At 67.4% G+C, this 17280-nt stretch carries 12 protein-coding genes and 4 pseudogenes; 5 read left to right on the top strand and 11 right to left on the bottom strand.

Translation table 11 applies throughout. The features are described from left to right. Window positions 1–106: pseudogene (locus ABTX62_RS36740) on the bottom strand (IS5/IS1182 family transposase); the annotation flags it as partial. 275 nt (window positions 107–381) lie between these two features. Between ABTX62_RS36740 and ABTX62_RS36735 the strand changes: the two are divergent. Continuing rightward, entirely contained in the window at window positions 382–714 is a 333-nt protein-coding gene (locus ABTX62_RS36735) for a nucleoside triphosphate pyrophosphohydrolase (protein ID WP_352120245.1), read from the top strand. Between the two features lie 253 nt (window positions 715–967). Here the strand turns inward: ABTX62_RS36735 and ABTX62_RS36730 are convergent. The 4 genes and pseudogenes from ABTX62_RS36730 to ABTX62_RS36715 form a co-directional block, all read right to left on the bottom strand. Beyond that, window positions 968–1198, bottom strand: a pseudogene (locus ABTX62_RS36730) (IS5/IS1182 family transposase); the annotation flags it as partial. After that, window positions 1182–1457 (bottom strand): annotated as a pseudogene (locus ABTX62_RS36725) (transposase); the annotation flags it as partial. The pseudogenes ABTX62_RS36725 and ABTX62_RS36730, both read right to left, overlap by 17 nt. Window positions 1458–1600: 143 nt before the next feature. Continuing rightward, window positions 1601–2077, bottom strand: a complete 477-nt coding sequence (locus tag ABTX62_RS36720; RefSeq protein ID WP_352120244.1) for a DUF4265 domain-containing protein — start codon at window positions 2075–2077, stop codon at window positions 1601–1603. 494 nt (window positions 2078–2571) lie between these two features. Next, window positions 2572–2811, bottom strand: coding sequence for a zinc metalloprotease (locus ABTX62_RS36715; protein WP_352120248.1), 240 nt, complete (start codon window positions 2809–2811; stop codon window positions 2572–2574). Here ABTX62_RS36715 and ABTX62_RS36710 point away from each other — a divergent pair. Continuing rightward, window positions 2752–2984: pseudogene (locus tag ABTX62_RS36710) on the top strand (ATP-binding protein); the annotation flags it as partial. The gene ABTX62_RS36715 and the pseudogene ABTX62_RS36710 sit on opposite strands and share 60 nt — an antisense overlap. Before the next feature lie 255 nt (window positions 2985–3239). Here the strand turns inward: ABTX62_RS36710 and ABTX62_RS36705 are convergent. Further along, the gene (locus ABTX62_RS36705) at window positions 3240–3743 is read right to left on the bottom strand and encodes a ricin-type beta-trefoil lectin domain protein (protein ID WP_352120243.1); all 504 of its coding nucleotides are present in this window, start codon (window positions 3741–3743) and stop codon (window positions 3240–3242) included. An 8-nt stretch (window positions 3744–3751) separates the two neighbouring features. Further along, window positions 3752–4195 (bottom strand): hypothetical protein, encoded by a 444-nt coding sequence (locus tag ABTX62_RS36700; RefSeq protein ID WP_352120242.1) that lies wholly within the window; start codon window positions 4193–4195, stop codon window positions 3752–3754. A 345-nt stretch (window positions 4196–4540) separates the two neighbouring features. On the opposite strand from ABTX62_RS36700, the gene ABTX62_RS36695 reads away from it, so the two are divergent. From ABTX62_RS36695 to ABTX62_RS36685, 3 genes are all read left to right on the top strand, one after another. Then, window positions 4541–5482 carry a helix-turn-helix domain-containing protein gene (locus tag ABTX62_RS36695; RefSeq protein WP_352120241.1) on the top strand — a complete coding sequence of 314 codons (942 nt, stop codon included), beginning with the start codon at window positions 4541–4543 and terminating at the stop codon, window positions 5480–5482. Between the two features lie 125 nt (window positions 5483–5607). After that, window positions 5608–7272: a site-specific integrase gene (locus ABTX62_RS36690; RefSeq protein ID WP_352120240.1), complete on the top strand. Its 1665-nt coding sequence runs from the start codon at window positions 5608–5610 to the stop codon at window positions 7270–7272. Then, complete coding sequence (locus ABTX62_RS36685) at window positions 7269–7718, top strand: hypothetical protein (protein ID WP_352120239.1); 450 nt, start codon at window positions 7269–7271, stop codon at window positions 7716–7718. Before ABTX62_RS36690 ends, ABTX62_RS36685 begins: the two co-directional genes overlap by 4 nt. A gap of 404 nt (window positions 7719–8122) precedes the next feature. Here ABTX62_RS36685 and ABTX62_RS36680 read toward each other — a convergent pair whose 3' ends face one another. The 4 genes from ABTX62_RS36680 to ABTX62_RS36665 form a co-directional block, all read right to left on the bottom strand. Next, entirely contained in the window at window positions 8123–9121 is a 999-nt protein-coding gene (locus ABTX62_RS36680; protein WP_352120238.1) for an FKBP-type peptidyl-prolyl cis-trans isomerase, read from the bottom strand. A gap of 186 nt (window positions 9122–9307) precedes the next feature. Next, complete coding sequence (locus tag ABTX62_RS36675) at window positions 9308–9886, bottom strand: thioredoxin-like domain-containing protein (protein WP_352120247.1); 579 nt, start codon at window positions 9884–9886, stop codon at window positions 9308–9310. A 123-nt stretch (window positions 9887–10009) separates the two neighbouring features. After that, the gene (locus tag ABTX62_RS36670; protein ID WP_352120246.1) at window positions 10010–10336 is read right to left on the bottom strand and encodes a PH domain-containing protein; all 327 of its coding nucleotides are present in this window, start codon (window positions 10334–10336) and stop codon (window positions 10010–10012) included. 131 nt (window positions 10337–10467) lie between these two features. Then, the gene (locus ABTX62_RS36665; protein ID WP_502998083.1) at window positions 10468–16506 is read right to left on the bottom strand and encodes a DNRLRE domain-containing protein; all 6039 of its coding nucleotides are present in this window, start codon (window positions 16504–16506) and stop codon (window positions 10468–10470) included. Between the last annotated feature and the right edge of the window lie 774 nt (window positions 16507–17280).

Here is a 17280-nt window from a genome sequence, read left to right as displayed (position 1 = left end):
GCGGCGGGAGTTCGCACCGTCGGTCACCCCCGCGGGTGACGATGAGCATGGTGACCCACTCGACCAGGGCGTGAGGGAGGTCGAGTGCGGCAGGATAGGAAACCAACAGGGCTCCTGTGCCGGTGGGTTGAGACGTCGAACACCTCCCTCAACGGCACCGGGGCCTTGTGCGATGCGGCCCTCACCTCGACCCGACCGGCGTCACCCGATCAGTGGCCACGCTGAAAACGCTCAGTGATCAAGGAGCGCCGCCCTCAGTTCAGAACAGGTCATCAGGCCGCGACAGTCGAGATTTCGCACACAGAGAAGGCTCTATAGTCGAGATTTCGCACACCGAGGCGATCAACCATTACGTTCTGGCCGGAATTTGGAGTCATAAGAATGCCACCAGAAAAGCTCGTAAGGGACAAAATTCCTCAAATCATCCGCAAAACTGGCAAAGAGCCGATCATTCGCCTCGCGGGCGAAAATGAGTACGACGACCTATTGCGAACAAAACTCGTTGAGGAAGTAGACGAGTTCCTGGCCTCCGAGAACGACCCAGAAGAACTGGCCGACATCATGGAAGTCCTGCTGTGCCTTGCACGACGTGCCGGCGTGAGCGCTCGACAACTAGAGCAGATGCGCCAGGAGAAGGCCGACAAGCGCGGCAGCTTCGACGAGCGGATCGTATGGCTGGGGAATCGGCAAACAGGTAGCCCCCCCTCCGCGTAAGCCTTTCGCTCATCCAGGTGGCGGGCGGGCGCGTCGGCCAGCACTGGCACCGCAGAGCCGCTGGGCCGTGGCCGGCCTGAACCGCCAGGCACTGCGGGTCCGCTCGGGGCAGATCACCGAGATCGCTCCCGAAGCACTCCTCTTGCACTACGAAGCCTTCCACCAGGGCATCGCCGTCGGGCCTTCGCTCCATCCCCGAGCACCGGGCCGGAAACAGACAGGCCCAACTGAAGATCACCGGCTGCCACCAGTCCTAGGCCGTTTCTGATGGCTCTTGGACGGTGTCGCGGAGCCAGATGACGATCGCGGTGACGGTCAGGGTGCCGTTGAAGATGTAGTCGCGCTTGTCATACCGGGTGGCCACCGCGCGGAACTGCTTCCACTTGTTCACGCACCGCTCGACCGCGTTGCGACGGCGGTACTGGGCCTTGTCGAAGGCCGGAGGCCGGCCACCGGCTCGTCCCCGGCGCTTGCGGTGGCTGCGGCAGCATCGCCAGCGCCTTCCGCAGCCCGGCCACATCGATACGACCATGATTGAGCGCGTCGTACAACGCGCCGTGCCCACGCCGGTGTTCCGCCAGCAGCGTCAGATCGACCGGCGAGGTCACCCGACCGTCCTCGCAGAGCATCGCGTCCGTAATCTCGAACAAGGTGTCACCGCGCCAGGTCAGGCACGCGTAGAGGTCCTCGCGGAAGTGGGACGTGAAGTCGAAAGCGTCCCGCCGGGCATCGTGGTCGAGCACACACTCACCTCTGCAGCCATCGCATGAACGTGATTCCGTAGCGGAACGCATGCTCATACAGGGGCCTTCCACCTGTCTGGGGGATGCCCAGGTGAGTGAACCTGCGCGACTCGGTGTTCGAGATCAGAGACCGGGAGGCAAACTCAGGCGTTCCACCACGCCTCGGTGCCACAGCCGACCTCGTAATGCCACCAGCCTTCCTCCTGACCTTGCGTCAGAAGGGCCTTGACCCCGGCGAAGTCCGCGCCAGCCAGCGCGGTGAAGGCCACCATGGGGAACTCCTCACTGAAGACCTCGCCGCCAAGGCTGAACTCCGAAAGGCGCTGATGCACTGCCTGCGGACTGCGCCCCAGGGGGCCGGAGGGCACGGGCACTACACGGAGCGTGCAGTTGCCTGAGGAGCTGACGGGCCCGACGGCCCAGTGGAGCCCGTCGGAGTCGGTCCGGTACCGCACCACATCGCCTTCGGCCACCCCATCCTGAAGGAAGGGGGCGTTCTGCACTCTGGCGGTGTCGTCTCCGAGCTTCGTCGCCCACAGCCCCTCTGTGTCTTGCGGGAACCATCCCTCACGAGGGACAAAGCGGAACCAGACCTTGATCTTCTCGACCGCGCTCTCCATGACGGTCATCATGCGCCGACCGGTAACACCGCCCCACACTGGGTCCGATTCGGACGATCAACCGGAGCTGTCCAGCCAATGCCTGAGGATAAGTAGGGGACTTCGCATCCTGGGGCATGGCAGTGACCTCCGAACGAGGGGTGTCCCCGATGCGGGGAGCAGCCTCTGACAGGGGAAATCGCGGGGGTGACCGACTGACGTCTTACGGCGCACCGGGTGGGTCGAGGGCCAATGTAATGGGCGGCCGCACACGAAATACGCCGCGTGCGGGCACCGCGGCCGTCGGTTCCGGTGCCTGTTTTCCGGACCACTCGTAGTTGCGGGCCAGCAAGCACCTGCGCAGCGTTGCCGACGGTCGCCGACCTCATGCCCGAACATACTTGCGCCAGGGTGACCCCCCTTGCCTCCATTTGACAGGCATCACCCAAAAGGCAACGCTGCACAGTGATCCAGTCGGGGGCGGTTTCTACGGTGCTGGACATGACGTCAGCGGCTTACAGTCCCCTCAGGGGTACGGCCAGGGAGGCCTGCTGCCGCTCGGCCTTGGCGGCGACCATGATGTAGTCGCCGATGAGGGCCAGCCACAGTCCGCCGAACGCGCCGCGCAGCAAGAGGATCCAGTCGAGGACGATCAGCAGGACGCCGAGAACCTGTCCGCTGCGGCCAGCCGCCTGCTCATCCGCGCCGACCCACTCATCTGCGAAGTCTCCGACGGCAGCAGCACCGCCTCGCACCTGCGACGGTCTCGAGTCTACGACGAGGGCGGACGCGGACTGCTGCTGGTCGCCCAGGTCGCCGAGCGCTGGGCAGCCGCCAGAGCCTTGCTTGCAAGACGATCTGGGCCGAACAGCCCCTGCAAGATGGGCGTCCCAGCGAGCGCCACAGCCGGCACGGGGCGAGCGGCTGACGCACACCCGGCGCTGCTTACGAGGCAACTCACCTTCCACCTCCGCAGCGGCGCCGGCGTCGCTTACCACGTGACCCGACGGGGGAAGCACCGTGAGCGGAACGATGTCCCGAGCAGACCTCATGCAGTGCGGCCGAGCGCGGGGCGCGTACGTCGGTACCGCGAGGTAGCAGCGTCGCGAGGGCGCGAGGAGAACACATCCGGGCCCGTCCGGGACAGGACGGGCCCGGATGCACGGGCGCGCGCTGTGCTCGGTCAGCAGACCGCGGGCATGCGATCCCATCGCTGCTTGCCGACCAGGGCGTTGCTCCCCGAGCGCGTGGTGACCTTGTTGTCGTTCCAGCCGGTGAGGACCGTGTTCCAGGCCGCGGCCATGATGGAGCCCGAGTCGCAGAAGTAGTACCAGTGCTGGCCACGGTCGGTGATGTCACACGGCGAGGTGTACGCCTTCGCTTCCAGCCCCGACTCAGCGTCCAGGCACTCGCCGGAGGCGACGTTCTGCAGGAGGAAGACGAGTCCCCCGCCGCTGTAGATGATCTTCCGCCAGTTGCCGCGCGCGTTGTCGCCGTCGCACCGCTCCATGACCAGCGGGTCGTTGGAGCGCTCGTACGCGGTGAGGCAGACGCTGCGGGAGTCGCGGAACTTGAAGCGGATACGGTTGTCGTCGCTGGCCTGTGCCGGGGAGGCGACGAGGGAGCCGATCGTCAGGGCACCCGCGAGCGCGGCGGCGGAGAACCCCTTCACGTATGCGTGGTCCACCGGTCGCCTCACCACTGGCAGAGGGTGTCGCCGTGCAGCGGGACGCCGGTGTTGCCGCTTTTGAACGACTCAAGGTCCTTCCAGCCGCACACCTCGACGGCGAACAGATCGCCCCTGGTCCTGATGTAGTGCTTGCCCTGGAGGTCGATTCCCTTGCGGTCGGTGGCGGCCACGATGTTGATGTCCAACCACACGCGGTCGCCGGCGTTGTGGACCGTGCCCAGGCGGAAATCATCGAACTTGCCTCTGTTGCCGCTGCACGCAGCCTGGGCGTTGCCACTGGTGGTGGTGAGCAGGCAGTAGTCGGCGATGTAGTTGGTGGTCAACGTGCGGATCCGGATGTTGTACGAGCCGGCCGCCTGCGCCGTGGGTGCGGTGGCGGTCACGAGTGCGACGGTCGCCGCGAGCGTGGCGCCCGCTGCGAGCATCTTCCTGCCGACGCTGGTCTTCATGGTGGTTCTGTCCTTCGTGTGTGAGGGGCGGGCCCCATACGGGCCGGGTGCGGGCAGGCTGCCTTTTCGGAGCCGTCGCCGGGCCCGGTCCGCGGCGCCGAGTGCCTGCGTGCGGATGGCCGCCAACCGGCTTGTGAACGGGTTACGCAGTCACGCTAGATTCGCCCCGGGCCGCGACGTGCCTCTCCGTGCACCGGACGGTTCCTCCCGTGCACGGAGCGACCAGAAGGAACCACAGCGGGCCGAGGGCACTCCCAGCGGCCCGGGACCAGGAAAGACGAGGGGACGAGGATGGGCGTGGCGCCCCCCACGGTGTGCACGAAGCTGATACCGCCGAGGGAGCGGTTGGATTACTGGCGTGAGGCGATAGGCCGGACCTACCAGGAGCTGACCTCCGTCCGGCTGGACATCTCCACTCCCACGGACGACCCCTACATGGGCGCCATCTACGCCGGCCCAGTCGGCCCCCTGGGCATCGCCACGACGCACGGCGACCCCTTGCAGGTCCGCCAGCCCTTGCCGGCGGCCCCGGGCTCGGGGGGCGACCACCTCAACTTCTGTCTCCAGGACAGCGGGAGCCTGGTGATCGAGCAGAACCGCGAGACCACCGTGTTGACGCCCGGTACCCTCACGCTCTTCGACACGGCCCGCCCGTACACGGTCACCTACCCCGCGCCCTTCCGGATGCACGTCTTCCAGGTGCCCCGGCGGCTGCTGATCGTGCGTCCTGCGGACCTGGCCCGCATGACGGCGGTGCCAGTGGCCCCCGACTCGGACGCGGCGTCCCTGGTCATCCCCTTCCTGACGGGGCTGGCCGCCAACAAAGGACGTTTCGCTCCCCACATCGGCGACCAACTGGCGCGCAACGCCGCCGATCTGCTCGCCACCCTGATCGCCGAGCGCCTGGACCGCCAAGCCCCGGAGACCGGCGTCGACGCCGCCGCTACCGCGTTACGGGTCCGGCTTCGGGCCTTCATCGACCGGCACCTCGCCGATCCGGACCTCTCGCCACAGACGATCGCCGACGCCCATCACATCTCCGTGCGCTATCTGCACCGATTGTTCGAGCACGAAGGCGCCACGGTGGGCCGCTGGATCCTCCGGCGCCGACTCCAGGCGGCCCGGGGTGACCTCGGCCGCGGAGGGCCGGCCGGGCCGACGGTCACCGCCGTGGCCCAGCGCTGGGGCTTTACCAGCGCCTCGCACTTCAGCCGGGCTTTCCGCGCCACCTACGGTGTGCCGCCCAGCGAGTGGCGGGCTGATCGGTCGGCACACCCGCCCGACTGACCAGACCACCACGGTGTCCAAGTCGACACTCAGCGAGTTCGCCGGGGCGAGTTCGACTGGATGGTGCGGCTCGGCTGGGACCGCTCCCCGCACAGTTCAACATCGACCAGCCCCTCGGTGACGCCGTGGCGATCGTCCGCCACGTCCTGGCGGACCGGCTCGGCGTGGCCCTCGCCGACGACTCCACCCTCGACAGACTCGATGACGCAGCCCGTGCTCTGGTCCTCGCCCGCGGGCCCGTAGGAAGCGCTGACCTGAACGCCAGCGAGCCGCTGGCCGAGGAGACCATGGGGCCGCTGCTTGTCTGGGCCCTGCGCATGGTCGACGACTTCGCCGACGACATCCTCGCCGGGTATACCGACTCCCAGCGCCTGGCAGAGGCAGGCCGGACGGTCCCGAGCACGCCGGACGGTCAGACCGCCCTGGAGGCATACCTGGATCCGCTGGTCGCCTCCCGGGCACCGCTGCCCGCCGTACGGCTCAAGGGCCACGAGGGGTACGGCTTCGCCCGCTACTACGTCGGCGGCCTCACCGGCGCTTCCCGCCATCAAGTCGCCCTGTACGTCAAGCGCCACGGCCTGGTCGCCGCAGCTGCGCAGCGGCCCGGCCCCTGCCCGCTGCCCACTCCCGTCACCGGCCGCATCGCGGGGCACCCGTGGCGCGAGGCCCTCGACTTCGCCGAGACCCCAGGGCTGATCCGGCTGCTGGTCACCGCATCCTTCATCGTCATCGCCTACCTCACCGGGATGCGTCCGGGCGAAGTGCTCGGTCTCCGCCGCGGCTGCTGCCCCGACCCGGAACCCGACGACTCAGGCCGCACCGGCCGACACCTGATCTACGGCCACGAGTACAAGAACGCCACCGACGACCGCGGCAACCACCACTCCGCCGGACACGAGCGCGACGTCCCGTGGGTGGCCATCACCCCAGTCGTGACCGCCATCCGGGTACTGGAGCGCATGGTCCCGCCCAGCGAACTGCTGTTCAGCCACGCCGTCCACGGCGCCATGGCCGGCCCCAGCACCGGCTCCCTGCGCTTCTCGGCTATGCGCACCCGGATCGAAGACTTCGCCTCCTGGGCGAACACCGAAGCGGCCCGCCACGGCCTGCCCGGGGAAGCCATCCCGCCCGACCCACACGGCGCCGTCGGCACCCGGCGCTTCCGCCGCACCCTGGCCTGGCACATCGCCCGCCGCCCAGGCGGACTGGTCGCCCTCGCCATCCAGTACGGCCACCTGCGCACCGCGCTGGTCTCCGAGGGCTACGCTGCGCGCAGCCGCGACGGCATCCACGACCTGATCGACATCGAGACCGTCCGCGCCGTGGCCGACACCGTCGCCGACCTCAACGACGAACTGGAGGCCGGTGGCGGCCTCTCCGGCCCGGCCGCCCGGCGCGCCATCAAGGCCGCCGCCCGTGCCCCGCGTTTCGAGGGCACCGTCATCAACGCCACCACAGCCCGCCGCCTCCTCGCCAACGACGACGCCCTCATCCACGACAACCCCCAGGCGCTCCTGCTGTGCCACTACAAGCGCGAACAAGCCCTCTGCCACCGCACCGGCGTCCGCGATACCCCACGGCTCGATCACTGCGTGCCCCGCTGCGGCAACATCGTCCGCACCGACCATCACGCCACAGCCTTGCGCGAGCGCGCCGACGCCCTCGACAAACAGGCCACGCACATGCCTCAGCCGATCAGCGAACGGCTACGCGACCACGCCGACCGCCTGCGCGGCATTGCCGACACCCACGACCACACCCGGATCACCCTGAAGGACACCACACCGTGAGCGGAGCAGCAGACGAACGCGACCGCATCCGCGCCGCCATGCACCGCATCCAGACCGGTCGACCCGAGCACTCCAACGGGGCCCTGACCATCGTGGCCCTCGCCATCGAGGCCGGCGTCCCCCGCAACGCCCTCACCCAGCGTCACCTCGACCTGAAGAACGAGTTCCACGCCAAGGTCAAAGAGCGCGGACAGCCCACGGACACCGAGATCCGACTCCGCAAACAGGTCGTACGGCTCAAGGAACTCCGCGAGAGGGACAAAGCCGAGCTCGAACAGCTCCGCGCCGACGTCGAAGGGCTCGTCCGCGTGGTCAACCAACTGACCTTGGAGAACCAGCAGCTGCACAAGCAGCTGACCGCCTCGTCCAATCCAGTGGTGCGCGTGCTGCCCTTCCTCCCTGATAACAGAATCGTGCACAGTGGCGATGAGACGTCGAGTTCTTGATCGTCGATCATGGTTGTGCTTGGGGAACGCGAATCGTGCAGCGATCATCAACGACCGAAGGATCACGGCCCTGGCGGCTGATGTGATCGCTGACTCGTCGCGGAGACAGGGCAGCGCCCACGGCCCGCATCCGTGGCCGGGACACAAGCCTGGCGCGAACCACCGGCGGGTGTTTGTCGACCGGCTCCTGGCCACCCTCGTCCATCATCGCCACGGAGTTCACTCGGGACTTGCCAGGCCGACTGGCCCGGCGCAGACCAGTCGACCATCAACCGGGCCATCAGCCAGGTGCGGCCGCTGCTCGCCGAGCGAGGGTGCACAGTCAGTCCGGGAGCGCGGCTGGGGACGCTGGCCGAGGTCGTGGACATGTCCGCTCGCCGTAGCCATACCAGAGCAGGGCCTACTCAGTGATGGTGATGCCCTGGCGTCGACGACGGTGACGACGTGCCGTCACCTTCCCCAGGCTCGGCCGCTGTGGATGCCGTCGCGTCGCCAGATGCTGCGAGGACATCGACGATGAAGACGACGGTGGACTTCGCCGGGATGTCCTTCTGGGCTGTCGCTCCGTAGGCCAGCCCCGGCGGAGTCACCACGAGCACCCTGCTCCCTACCCGGATGCCGACCAACGCTTGGTCCAGTCCCTCCACGAGGTTGCCGCGGCCGATGACGACGGTGGAAGGGCCCTGAGACCAGGAGGAATCGAAGAGGCTGGCCTGATCTTTTCCGCGGTTGGCCGCCCATACCGCGCCGGCGCGGCGGATCACGATCGTCTGACCAGCCTTGACACGAGGGCCGGAGCCTTCCACCAGCGTCTGGGAGAGCAGGTTCCGGGGCGGGGCGGTGTCCGGCACGGCGATCGTGACAGCCGAGTGGCCGGCCCGCACCTGGGGCAGTCCGTCAGGCACAGCTCGCTGCTGTCCCTGGATGGTGGAGTCAGCAGCGATGATCTTCACGATGTCGACGGCGAACACGACGGTGTCGGTGCCCCCGACACCCAGCCGGGCGTTGCCCGCCACGCCGTAGGCGGCAGCCGGCGGGGCCACCACCAGCACTCTGCTGCCAGCCTGCTGCCCTTCGACGGCGCGATCCAGCGCGGGGAGTACGGCGCCCTGGCCGACAGGGAAGACACGCGGTGTGCCGCCCTTGCCGTAGGTGCCGGGCATGCTTGTGCCGCGCTGCCAGGTCTTGGCGGTGTAGTCGACGATCACGATGTCGTTGCTGCGGGCCTTCCGACCATGGCCCGGCAGCACGGTGGTGATGACGAATTTCCCGCTGGGCTGCGCTTTCGGGATGGTGATCGTCGGCTTCCGGCCGAACTTCCCGGACACGGTGGGCAGCGCGGTGTCCGTTGCCGCTATGGCAGGCACCGCCTGCCGGGAGACGGACACGGTCGGCACCGGCATCGGCCGGTGACTCTTCTCACCGGGCGCGGGCGAGGACTCCGAACCACTGCATCCTGCCGACAGCACCACGGAGGCGAGGAGCAAAACTGAAAGAGCCCGCATATTTACTGATTCTCCTGACTGATCGATATCGCTGTCGTCTGCGGCCGCCCGCACGGGAGGCTGCCTCGTGGCATGCGGAGTCGGTTATCCCGCGCTTCCGCCCGTGCAGGGAGCACCCGGCTCAGGGGTCTGCTCGCCCTGCACGTACTTGGTGAAGAACTGCGCGACGCGCGGATCCGACGCCGCTCTCACCGACAGTTGACGTCCCCAGGCGGTCAGCGTGATCGGTGATGACTGCTTCTTGTACGGGCTCATGAACGTGTACGGCGTCTTGGAGACGCGGTCGGTCAGGACCCTGATGTCCGCGTCGGCGGCCGTGTCGTTGTAGGTGACCCAGACTGCGCCGTGCTCCAGCGAATGGACCGCGTTCTCGTTCCGTATCTCATCGCTGTAGACTTCTCCGTTGCAGTTCGCCCAGGCCTGGTCGTGATCGCCCCCAACGGGAGGGGCCATCGAGTAGTCGACGGACTCGGAGACATGGTTCCGCCCCAACGCTCCCCACCTCTGCTCGCCCGTGAGCAGGCCTTTCCTGATCCGCTGCTCTTCCCTCTTTTCCGTGAATACGGAGTAGGACACACCTGTCACCGCAGCAGCGGTCACCAGAGAAGCCACGATCACCACGGTCCTGACAGCCCGCTCGCGCCTGCGTTCCGCACGACGCATGTTCTCTATCCGGGAGTGACGCCCGGCTTTCTTGCCATCTGCTTCGTTATCCACAAGAGCACCTCAGGGGTTCGGGCCGGTCCGCCTTCAGAGAAGGCGGACCGGCCCGCTGCCGCTACGTACCTACTGAGCTACAGCATCAGCAGCGATCCGTTGAAGGTCATTCGTAACGGACTCAGCGAAACTTTCCCGATTGTGTGGCCCTCTCACGTATGCCGTGGCGGAAAGCGACGAGCCATCTGTCCTGTTAATGACGATGCCCGTCTTGCGCGTGGCTCCGTGCAACCTCGGCCGATCGATTGATGAAATCTGCGCCCAGGGGACTTTGTAGCTCCGAAAGAGATTTCGCACGAGCAGGTGATCCGGCGTCGTGACAATTGCCAGACGCGCTATACGGACGGCAAGCACGACGCCGACCAGCGCGGCCACCGTACAGACTGTGCGCTGCATAACGCTCGGATCGCCACTGTCCGCGACAAAGATGCCGGATGCAGAGATCATGGTGTATCCGAGGCAGACGCAAACCCCCAGGAGATTCCATCCAAGGCGCCGAAATATGTGCCTGTCCGGGGTTTTTCGACTCATGGGCACCTCTGCGAGATGTAGCAGGCAGTGGATGGCACGTTGTAGTACCCGTTGAATGCGTATCCACCCCAGCGGGTCTTCCAAGGGTATCTTCTGGTCAAGAAACCCACTTTGGCGCCGATTCCTACCGTGATCAAGTTGAAGGCAATTCCGCGCCTGCTCCAACGCTGCCTTCTCGGCTTCTGATACTCATTGATCAGGTACGACGCCACGGATGCACCGGCGCAAACATACCAGGCGAAGAAGCATGCCCCGATCGCCAGCCCGCTCGCGATTCTTCCTCTGTTGCGCCAGATCGCACTTCCGGCGCTCCGGCCCCACCGCTTCGCCCGATTCCATGCCTTGGAGAACCAGTGCTTGCCGTCGAGGTCGTACTTGTTGACGGGGTCGCCGTGGACGTACTCATAGGCGTTGGCGTTGCCGCCGTGGATCGGGTCGGTGGACAGGAAGCGGCCGATTCTCGGGTCGTAGAGCCGGACGCCCATGAGGACGAGTGCCGTGGTGGGTGAGGTGGGGCGTTGTTTGCCGCCGAGCCAGCCGTAGCGGGCGGGGGTGCTGCCCTGGCGTGGGTTGCCGTACTCGTCGTAGTCGAGGACGGTCGTGGGCTTGGTGGTGTCCAGGGGGTGTTGGACGGCCACGTCGCCGTGGATGTTGGTCAGCTGCAGGACGATGTCACCGGTCTCGCTGGTGACGGCTGTGAGGTCGCCGGCGAGGGACTGGACGTTGCGGGTGATGGTGCGGGTGGTGCTGTTCTCCAGGGTCCAGTCGGGGCTGTCGCCGTCCGCGCCGTAGTGGCTCGTCTTGGCGGCGGTCAGGGTCCAGGTGCCGTCGGTCTGCTGGGTTTCGGTGGTCCAGGAAGCCAGGCGGCCTGCAGGGTCGAGGCCCCAGGTGGTGCGCTTGCCGTCGGCGGTCTGGCGGCGGACGAGGTCGTTGGTGTGGTAGCCGATGGCCGTGCCGTCGGCCTGTGCGGTGGTGCGGCCGAAGGCGTCGTAGACGGTGCCGGTGGCGATCAGCCGGTCGGCGCTGTCGTAGCCGTACGAGGTGGTCGTGGCGCCGGTGGACGTGCACGCCTGGCCGGGTGCGGCGGTGGCGGTGTCCAGAGCCGTGCGGTTGGTGTTCTTGTCGAAGGTGTAGTCGCGGCGGGTGCAGATGTCGTCGGCGGTTTCGTCGACGCGGGTCAGCCGGCCGGTGGTGTCGTAGGTGTACTCCTGGGCGATGGTGGCGCCGGTGGTTCCGGCGTGGGTGACGACCTGGCCGTGGACGGATTCGCCGACGGTGTCGGCGAGCAGGACGGTGCTGTCGCTGTCGCGGGTGTAGGTCCGCGCCAGCGGGGCGCCGGTCTCGTCCTCCTCCACGGTCAGGGTGAGGCCGCCGGGCAGGTTCTCGTTGGTGACCGAGCCGTCGGCGTCGTAGGTGGCGGTGAAGGTTCCGGCGACGGAGTCCGTCATGGACGTGGCCAGGCCGCGGGGTTCGGTGGTGGTGTTGTAGGTGTAGGTGGTGGTGGACGGCGCTGAGTCGGTGACCTTGGTCGGCCGGTTGAGGGCGTCGTACTCGGTGGTAGTGGTGTTGCCGGTGCCGTCGTTGTAGGAGATCTGGCGGCCGAGCTTGTCGTAGCCGTAGGCGATGGTGGTGGTGCCCGCGGTGACGGTGGCGGCCTTGCCGGTGGTCTCGTCGTAGGTGGTGGTGGTGTCTGCCACGGCGGTACCGATGCCGCCGGTGATGGCCGTTGTCGTGGGGCGGCCGGCCGTGTCGGTGGTGATGGTGGTGGTGCGGGTGACTCCGTTCGCGGTTTCGATGGTCTTGGCGGTGGCGCCGAAGCGGTCGTACTCGGTGACGGTGGTGGGCAGCTGGGTCGGGTTGGTGCCGCCGCCGGTGATGGCGCCTGCCGGTCCGACGGAGCAGACCAGGTCGGCCCATTCCGGGCGTCCGGCGCAGGTGCCGGTGCCGGTGGCCGACCAGTAGGCCGTCACCCGCGCTCCGGCGTCCGTGCCGTTCGACTTGGGCTGGGTCGTCTTGATCACCCGGCCCTGGGTGTCGTAGTCGGTGGTGGACGTGATGGCCAGTCCTGTCGGGTCCTGGATGGTCTTGGTCGGCAGGCCCTTGGCCCAGTCGTACTCGGTCTTCGTGGTGCGCACGTCCGCGTCGGCCGGGTAGCCCTCCAGATAGGCGCCCGTCTTGACCGTGGTGACCTTGTCGTGGACCGGGGCGTCGACGGGGCGGCCCTCGTCGTAGGTGTTGACCGTGTGCGAGCGCACCGGGATTTCACTGCCGGCGGGCAGGGCATGGGCGTCGCCGAAGGCGGCCACATTCTGGGTGAGGGTGGCCAGGTGCAGCGGCCCGAATGTCTCCAGCAGACGGTGTCCGTCGGTGTTGTACACGGAGAGGGTGGACAGTTGCCGGGCGCGGTCGGCGGTGGACTGGGCGTCGATGCCCAGGCTGGTCAGCCGCTCCAGGCCGGTACCGGAGGTGGCCAGGGCCAGCTTCCGGTTGCCCGCGCTCAGCTCGCGGACGGTGTTGCCGAACTGGTCGTACTCGGTCATGGAGATGTGTCCGCCGGGTGTGGCGGTGTTGACCTCGCGCCCGGAGGCGTTGGTGTAGGTGAGCGAGGCCCGGGTGTAGGCGCTTGCCGTCAGGTCGGCCCCGTTGTGGGAGGCCGGGACGGCGTCGGAGGGGAACACCGCGGTGGCGTCGGTGGGAACGTCGGTCTGCCCCCAGGCGGCCACGTTCGTCTGCCCCATCGGGTAGGGGGCCTTGGTTCCGGTCAGCGGCACGTCGTAGACGACCGAGGTGGAGGCGGTGCCGTTGGTCTGCGTCGCCGATCCCGGTGTCAGCGTCGGGCGGGACGCCTTGAGGAGCATGCCTGCACCGGCGGTGGCCGCGTTGCCGGCCGTGCCGTAGGTGAAGGTCCACGCCAGCTCGCCCGGCGGAGTCAGTTCGGTGACGCGGCCGGCCGAGTCGTAGGTGTAGGTGGTCTTCAGCGCCGGAGAGACACGGGGGTCCCAGACCTCGCGCAGACGGCCGGAGTCGTCGTAGTTGTAGGCGGCGATGGACACCGCGGTCGAGGTGGCCGCACCGGGGGCGGTGGACCACAGGCGGATCCGCTTGACGCGGCCGACGTAGTCACCGAACGACGTGGAGGTCGCTGTGGTGGACAGCGGGTAGAGGTACTCCAGCACCCGGCAGCCCTTGGTCGACGGGTCCGTCTCGCAGGTCGATGCGGACACCGCCGAGGTCGGGGCGATGACCCACTTGGGGCGTGCCACGGTCTTGCCGTTCACGGTGGTGGTCTGGGAGATGACCTTGGTGGTGGAGTTGCTCGTCAGCAGGTAGGTCGACGACACGCTCCACGTGGTCACGGCCGGGTCGGTCTTGGCGAACGTGGTTTTGATGCCCTCGTGGACGTCGGTGACCGTGAAGGAGCCGATCAGCGACCCGGTCAGCTCCAGGTCGTCCGCGCCCGGCTCGGCCTTCCAGCCGCCGCCGCTGGTCGCGGTGAAGCCGGTCTCCTCACCGTCGACGTCGACCAGGACCACGGATGTGTCGGAGGTCTTCTTGATGTAAGACCAGTCGGATTCGGTGATCTCCGCGACCGTGCCGGAGGTCCACTGAGGGCCGAAGATCGGCGCCTGGCCCTCCTGCTTGGCTCCCGCGTCCGGGCGGCGAGACGAGGCCGTGCGCGTCACGCTCATGTCGAACCCGGAGGCGTCCGTGGCCGACAGGGTGTAGTCACCGGTCAGAGTGTTCACGCTGCCCGGGCCGACCTCTTCGGACGGTGCGGTGCCGGCGTCGCGGTCGACGGTGACGGTCACCGGCTGCGAGTGGCCGGTGGTGGTGCCGTCGGTGAACGCGGCCCGGATGTCGATCGGGCCGTCCTCGGTGAAGCTGTTGGTGATGTTCCACACCAGCGCCGGCGGAGCACCGCTGGGTGCGGCCAGCGGCCAGGAGGCCACAGCCGATCCGTCGGAGTTCTTCGTCACGTCGGCCAGGGGCACGTTCTGCCAGGTGTCGGTCTCGCCGCGCCGGTACTGGTACGTCACGCCGGTGTAGCTGGTCTTGCCCGTGGCCGCCAGCGCGACCCGGCGTGCGGGGCGGTCGCCGTCGCGCGGGGTGAGAATGGCGGCTCCGTCGGCGCCGACGCCGAACTTGTACTCGGTCGTGGTGGTGGACAGGTTGCCGCCGGAGTCGATGGTCTTGGCGTACAGGGTGTGCCAGCCGTCGGCCGGGTTGACGGTGACGGTCAGTGGGTCGCCGCCGGTTCCGTTGGTCGTGTCGTCGATCCTCTTGGGCGTGTTGGGGTCGTTCAGGCCCCATAGGTAGCCCTGACCATCTGTGGAGCTGGTGTCGAGGGTGCACTGGGCGCCGTCGTTCGCCTTGGCCGTCCACGTGTCGGCCGAGTACGGGTCACAGGTGATGGCGGGTGCGGCTGGCTTGGCGGTGTTCAGCACGAACGTGCTGTAGCCGGTCCAGGACCCGTACAGCGACCCGTCGTAGCCGCGCACCCGGTAGCGCAGGTGTGAACCCGCGGGGAAGGCGTTGGCCGAGGGGATCGTCAGCTTCGCGGTGGAACCGGAGGCCACGCCGGTGGTGGTGGCGGTGTAGGTGTAGGTGGTGTCGTTGTAGGCCGGGTCCGGGGTGATCTCGAACTGGGCCTTGACCGTGCCGCCGTCCGCATCGCTGACCTTCGCCGACAGCTGCGGGGTCAGCGAGGTGACGTACCGATTGCCGTTGTAGGCGTTCACCACGCTCGGCGAGATCGCCGGCGAGGTCGGCTTGGCCGGGTAGGAGTTATAGGTGACCGTCAGCGACGGCTCGACGTCCGGATTGTGGGAGCCGTCGACATAGTTCGCCGACCGGTAACGCCGCCAGGTCAGCACATCGGTCTCATCGACAGCGGCCAGGCGGACGCCGTAGTTCGGCGAACCGTCCGCCCACGCCTGCACGATCGCGTCCACGTCCCAGGAGACAAGACCGGCAGGGCAGGAGGAGCTGTAGCCCTTCGCAGCGGTCGAGGTGACCGCACCCGTCGTCGTGGTCGAGGGCTGCGCCGACCAGGAGATCGCCGACGGATCCCAGTCGGAGGTGACCCTACGCGCCTGCACACCCGAGCCGGACGTCGAACAGGTGGAGGAGTAGTACGAGTACAGCCGCAGATCGGTGTCCACGATCTTCTTGCCGGTGTACTGGGACACGTTGAACTTCAGGAACGAGCGCGCCTTCTGCACCCCGTCGTAGGTGCCGGCCTTCAGCTCCGTCGACCCGCGCTGGCTCGTCGGGTAAGCGTCGTACTGGATCCAGGTGTCCGTGGTCGGGCCCGCCAGCGTGTTGGTCGGGTCGATCACCACTGGATAGGTGACGTCCGGATCCTGCAGAAATGTTTCGCTTGGCTTGAGCACCAGCGTCTGGTCCCCGTCAGGGGCCGTCTCCACCGTTGCGCTGACCTTCGCCGTGCGCTCAGGCTCCTGGGACTTGGCGTCCTCAGCGGCCCCCCACATCACCGGCGGCGGAGCAGCAGCAACCTGCTTGCCCTTGGAGTCCTCCCAATGCAGCCGCTGATCCGATGTCTCCGAGAGAGTCAGGCCCTCGGCCTCGACGGGCAGGCGGAACTGAACCGGCCCGCTCGGCCGCTCGCGCAGCACCACCGAGTGGGAGAACCCTTCCGGAAGCGCGGAGACCACCACGTCGCCCCCGGGAACCACATTCGGGTAGGTGGCCGTGTTGCCTTTCAGGACCGGCTTGGGCAGCGCGCCGTCCCAGCTCACCCCGAAGGTCTTCTCTCCGCGGCTGACCTGTGCCAGCGGTGCGGTGCTCCCGCCCGCGGAGAAGGCGATGTCAGCGGCGGCCGCCTTCGGCACGATCTCGCCGTCCGCCTCGGACAGCGTCACATCCACCGGCTGCCACTTGCCCGCGGAGTCCTTGGTCCGGATCGGACCGGTGAAGGACTCCACCGTGACTGTTCCGTCCGGGTTGGCCCAACTCGTCGTGGACTCGGTGCGCGCGTTCAGGATCTCGATCCGCCGGTCCTGCAACCGGGCCATCAACTGCGCCGACGCCTCGTCCTTGGCCTCAGCAGGACCCAAGGGGGGCGGTGACTCGGCAGTTGTCGTCTGTGAGGGCAAGGCCACCGCCTGCCCCGACGTCGCCACCATCGTCGCGGCCTCGGCGGCCAGCAGCACGGCCACGGCACCAGCTATCAGCTTCAAGGGGCGTTCTGGGAAGAAGACTGTGCGATCGCGACGTCTCTCGCCTGGGACGTCGCTGTCCTCGCCCTCCGAGAGGGGCGGGGGGGCCAGGGGTCTGCCCATTCTGGACTCCGTATCTCCTGCTCACGTGATCAGGTGAGCAGGAAGATATCTGGAGAGAAAAGATCAAATAGGGTACAGAAAGGCGCGTGATGGGCAATTCACTAAGCCGTCTAGAATGTGATCTTAGTCACAGTTGATTGATTTCCTGGACCTCTTGCCTTCCTGATTGCTAGTCAACCCTCTGTGGCCTCAAGGGATTTACTCAAGCGATACGTTTTCCCAGCGCAAGGCGCGTCGCTATTCCCGCTCGGTGGCAGGCGCAGGCGCGGCTCTCGTGACACCAGCCGATGACACTGCAGCACTCACGATCTCCCGCTCCGTCGAGTGTGAAGCAGTCCCATCAACCTGTGACAGCTTGCCGTTCTGGGCAGCCCGGCCACCAGATCCTGAGTAGCTGTTGTCGTTCCGAATTTGAGGGCGGTGTTTTCGCTGGTCAGACATAGGGCCGGTGAATCGGTGGAAGTGGTGGCGTGTTGTGTCGTCGCTCCCCGGGAGGTTTCGGGTGCC

Origin of the sequence: Streptomyces sp. NPDC096046, assembly GCF_040303285.1 — a bacterium.
Classification (GTDB): domain Bacteria; phylum Actinomycetota; class Actinomycetes; order Streptomycetales; family Streptomycetaceae; genus Streptomyces.
Note: the sequence above shows the minus strand (reverse complement) of the source record. Positions and strands in the feature narration are given on the sequence as shown.